General features: G+C 60.7%; 4 protein-coding genes. 1 reads left to right on the top strand and 3 read right to left on the bottom strand.

What is annotated here, in order from left to right; all coding sequences use genetic code 11:
- Positions 1-105: 105 nt before the first annotated feature.
- Both ftsH and rlmE read right to left on the bottom strand, forming a co-directional pair.
- Positions 106-2106 (bottom strand): ATP-dependent zinc metalloprotease FtsH, encoded by a 2001-nt coding sequence (gene ftsH, locus AC4FAH_RS02970; RefSeq protein ID WP_043333382.1) that lies wholly within the window; start codon positions 2104-2106, stop codon positions 106-108.
- Between the two features lie 481 nt (positions 2107-2587).
- Positions 2588-3211, bottom strand: coding sequence for a 23S rRNA (uridine(2552)-2'-O)-methyltransferase RlmE (gene rlmE, locus AC4FAH_RS02975; protein WP_225347478.1), 624 nt, complete (start codon positions 3209-3211; stop codon positions 2588-2590).
- Between the two features lie 279 nt (positions 3212-3490).
- Between rlmE and yhbY the strand changes: the two genes are divergently transcribed.
- Positions 3491-3805: a ribosome assembly RNA-binding protein YhbY gene (yhbY, locus tag AC4FAH_RS02980; protein WP_043333380.1), complete on the top strand. Its 315-nt coding sequence runs from the start codon at positions 3491-3493 to the stop codon at positions 3803-3805.
- A 106-nt stretch (positions 3806-3911) separates the two neighbouring features.
- Here the strand turns inward: yhbY and AC4FAH_RS02985 are convergent, their stop codons facing one another.
- Positions 3912-4364: a hypothetical protein gene (locus AC4FAH_RS02985; RefSeq protein ID WP_043333377.1), complete on the bottom strand. Its 453-nt coding sequence runs from the start codon at positions 4362-4364 to the stop codon at positions 3912-3914.
- Positions 4365-4527: the final 163 nt, after the last annotated feature.

Consider the following 4527-nt stretch of genomic DNA (forward strand, 5'->3'; position numbering starts at 1 on the left):
AAGCCAGTCGGGCGTTTTTCCTTTCAGAGGCTCAGACATCGCATGCGATATCGGGCGCCCCTTATGCCTACATCAGGCCTAGATCAGGCCTGCATCAGGCGTACATCAATGACCGCTCGGACCACCCAGCGGATCAGACGGGCGACGGCGGTTGCTGTCGTCATCTTCACTGCCATCAGCGTCATCATCCGTCTTGGGAGCTTCCGGCGCTTCCGCCTTCGGAGTGTCGGCAACCGGGGCCACCAGGCCACCGTCACCGCCGCTCGCCGGGCCACCCCAGTCCTTCGGCGGACGCGGAGCACGACCTGCCATGATGTCCGCCAGCTGCTCGGCATCGATGGTCTCGTAGGTCATCAGCGCTTCGGTCATCGCATCCAGCTTGTCGCGATTCTCTTCCAGAATCTGCTGCGCCTTGGCGTAGCACTCGTCGATGATACGACGCACTTCCTTGTCGAGACGCGAGGTGGTGTCGCCAGACTTCAGCTTGCCGCCACCCTGACCCGGGCCACCGAGGAACTGATGGGACTCGTCCTCGTCGTACATGATCGGGCCCATCTCGCTGGAGAGACCCCACTTGGCGACCATGTTGTGGGCAAGCTCGGTAGCACGCTTGATGTCGTTGGACGCGCCGGTGGTGACACCGTTCGGGCCCAGCGTCATCTCTTCGGCGATACGACCGCCGAACAGCGAGCAGATCTGACTGATGATCTGCTGACGCGAGTAGCTGTAGCGATCCTCTTCCGGCAGGAACATCGTCACACCCAGCGCACGACCGCGCGGAATGATCGACACCTTGTAGACCGGATCATGCTCGGGCATCACCAGACCGATGATGGCGTGGCCAGACTCGTGATAGGCCGTGTTGCGCTTCTCCTTCTCGGACATGACCATCGATTTGCGCTCGGCGCCCATCATGATCTTGTCCTTGGCCAGCTCCAGCTCTTCCATGCCGACCAGACGCTTGTTGCGACGCGCGGCGAACAGGGCGGCTTCATTGACCAGGTTGGCCAGGTCCGCACCGGAGAAGCCCGGCGTACCACGTGCAATGTTGACCGGCACGACGTCATCGCCCATCGGCACCTTGCGCAGGTGAACGCCGAGGATGTGCTCGCGACCACGAATGTCCGGCAGTGCGACGGTCACCTGACGGTCGAAGCGGCCCGGACGCAGCAGCGCGGGGTCAAGCACGTCAGGACGGTTGGTCGCGGCGATGACGATGATGCCGTCGTTCGCCTCGAAGCCATCCATCTCGACCAGCAGCTGGTTCAGGGTCTGCTCACGCTCATCGTGACCACCGCCCATGCCGGAACCACGGTGACGGCCGACGGCGTCGATCTCATCGATGAAGATGATGCACGGCGCCTGCTTCTTGGCCTGCTCGAACATGTCACGCACACGGGAGGCACCGACACCGACGAACATCTCGACGAAGTCAGAACCGGAGATGCTGAAGAACGGCACCTTGGCTTCACCGGCGATTGCCTTGGCGAGCAGGGTCTTGCCGGTACCCGGCGGGCCTACCATCAGGACGCCACGCGGAATCTGACCGCCAAGACGCTGGAACTTGCTGGGGTCCTTGAGGAAGTCGACCAGCTCCTCGACCTCTTCCTTCGCTTCGTCACAGCCTGCGACGTCGCTGAAGGTGGTCTTGATCTGGTCCTGGCTCAGCAGCTTGGCCTTGGACTTGCCGAAGCTCATCGGGCCACCCTTGCCGGCGCCGCCACCCTGCATCTGGCGCATGAAGAACATGAAGATGGCCAGAATGATCAGAATCGGGAAGCTGGCAATCAACAGGCGTGTCCACAGCGACTGCTGCTCAGGCTTCTTGCCGATGACCTCCACCTTGTTGGCAAGCAGGTCATCCATCAGCTTGGGATCGGACGCCGCCGGCCGGATGGTGGTGAAGCTGGAGCCATCGGCCCGCTCACCCTCAATGGTGTAACCATCGATGGTCACACTCTTGATCCGGTCGTTCTGCACCTGCTGGACGAACTGTGAATAGTTCATCGCCTGCGGCGAGGTATCGACGCTGAAGTTGTTGAACACCGTCAGCAGCACTGCTGCGATGATCAACCAGAGAATCAGGTTCTTCGCCATGTCGTTCAAGGGGACACCCTCATTGCATGAATCTGTCTTGGCATGCCGTGAATACTCCGACTGCCGTCTTGTGGTGGCCTGCCATGCTATCTGATCGTGCCTGCGGGGTATCAAGTCAGCGCAACGCGCCACTTCGCCTACCGAGTCACTCAAAGCTTGCCGTGCATTGTGCTACTTGCCTGCCAGCATCGGTAAGGCATTGAAACCCACCGAACTGTCACTGGCCCATCGTACTCAAGACCCAATGATATCGACACTACACCAGATGGGGGCTGGCAACCATTGCTTAAAGCCCGACAATGGACTATTGCGCCGATAGACAGCCTGCATCAGCCAGCGCTGCGACTCGCCCGGACACATTGGCGCCAGTCTGGACGAGCATCGCATGGCTCGCCTTAACCCGCGATGAAGCATGCGACCAGCAACGTGGAAATCTCGCCACCGCGAGCTGATGCCTGCCGCGTGCAGCGGCATGCAAGGACACTGACCATCAGCCCTTGAAGCCCTGCCCCAGCAGATAGACTTCGCGTGAGCGTGCACGCGACGCTTCCGGCTTGCGGGTCACGACCTTCTTGAAGCTGCCGCGCATATCCTTCAGATAGGCATCGAAGCCCTCGCCCTGGAAGACCTTGACCAGGAAATTGCCACCCGGCTTGAGGGTCTGGCGCGCCAGATCCAGCGCCAGCTCGACCAGATACATGCCGGCAGGCTGATCGATCGCGCTCATGCCGCTCATGTTGGGCGCCATGTCGGAGATCACGAGGTCCACCGGGCGGTCACCCAGGGTAGCCAGAATCTGGTTCAGCACGGCCTCTTCGGTGAAGTCGCCCTGAATGAAGTCGACACCGGCCAGGGCGTCCATCTCGAGAATGTCGGAGGCGATGACCACGCCTTCCATGCCGACGCGGTCCGCGGCGATCTGGCTCCAGCCACCGGGGGCTGCGCCGAGGTCGATGACGGTGGCGCCCGGCTTGAGCAGGCGGTCCTTGTCATCGATTTCAATCAGTTTGTAGCTGGCACGGGAACGATAACCGTCGGCCCAGCTGCGCTGGACATAGGCGTCATCAAAGTGTTCCTTCATCCAGCCAGCACTGCTCTTGCTGGGGTGAGCCACGTTGTCACCTGGAATGTCGGGGAAAATCGAATACTGGCGGGAGATAGCGCGGGGGATAACGACGACACGAAAGGCGTGGCAAGCTTGCGCACGGGTCGTGTCATGAGCGTCGTCATGGAGTAGAATGGCGGGTCCTGCGCGCGGTTCCGCCCGTGGGCACAGACATTGCCTGCGCAACAGACGGGTTCACACCCCTGGATTTCAAGCCCTGGAGTCGACCCTGTCTTTCGCTACGCTCCCCGCTCCCATCGGACGCCAACAGGGAAACTTTACGATACCATGAGCTTGTCACAGTCACAAAAGAAAGCATTTCGCAGCATCGGGCACCATCTTGACCCGATCGTCACCGTCTCGGAAAACGGCCTTTCCGAAGGCGTCGTGACCGAACTGGAGCGCGCACTGCACGATCACGAACTGATCAAGCTGAAGCTGGCGATCAACGATCGCGAAGCGCGCGGCGAGGTGGCTCGCCACCTGTGCAGCGAAACCGGCGCGACCCTGATCCAGAGCATCGGCAAGATCGCTCTGCTGTATCGCCGCAACCCGCAGGCCAAGCCGAAGCTGTCGAACGTACAGCGCTTCAGCGAGAAGTAAGCCGCCGGGCCCAGGCCTGACGAGGCTCACCTCGCACGCCACGCCTGCCGCAGACAGAAACGCCGCCCTCATCGAGGGCGGCGTTTCTGTTTTCTGTTGCTGACAATCACGACCTGACGCGCTGATTCAGCTCGAAGGTGATGTCGTCCAGCGCCCGCTGGGTGACCTGATGACGCTTGAGTGTAGTCTTTCTGGACTCCCCATCACCGTTGCCGGCATCGCGATACTTGATGACCAGCGTCTTCTTGTCGAAGGTGAAATCCTCGATCAGCTCATAATCGATCTTGCGACACCCCATGAGTGGTGACGGCCGCAGATAAAGCGCCTGATCACCGAAGTGCGCCAGCGGCATCACCAGGTGGAAAACTCCCCTCGCCAACAGGGCACTCCCGAGGACCAATGATGGCGTCAACAGCGCCGAGTCCCCGGTGTACCGATAGGCAAACGACTGGGAGACCACATATGCCACCCCGAACAGCATGAACCCGAGCACCATGAAGATGGCCACCATGGAGGTTGCCATGATGCGCTTTTCCGGCTGACTTCCCTGTACTTCCATTACTCCCTCCCTGAAGGGTTTCGTGCCCGCAGGCCAAAAAAACAGCCCTGCCGGGGTTACCGGCAGGGCTGTCACGACACCAGGATCTGACGAATCAGAGGCGATGCACTTCAGATGTGATGCACTTCGGAGATTTCATACTCCACATCGCCACCCGGGGTAC

The sequence above is a fragment of the Cobetia sp. genome (genome assembly GCF_983723665.1).

Bases quoted from the DNA above. Each gene is read 5' to 3' on its own strand.
- yhbY (WP_043333380.1), top strand. From the start codon at position 3,491: ATGAGCTTGTCACAGTCACAAAAGAAAGCATTTCGCAGCATCGGGCAC.
- AC4FAH_RS02985 (WP_043333377.1), bottom strand. From the start codon at position 4,364: ATGGAAGTACAGGGAAGTCAGCCGGAAAAGCGCATCATGGCAACCTCC.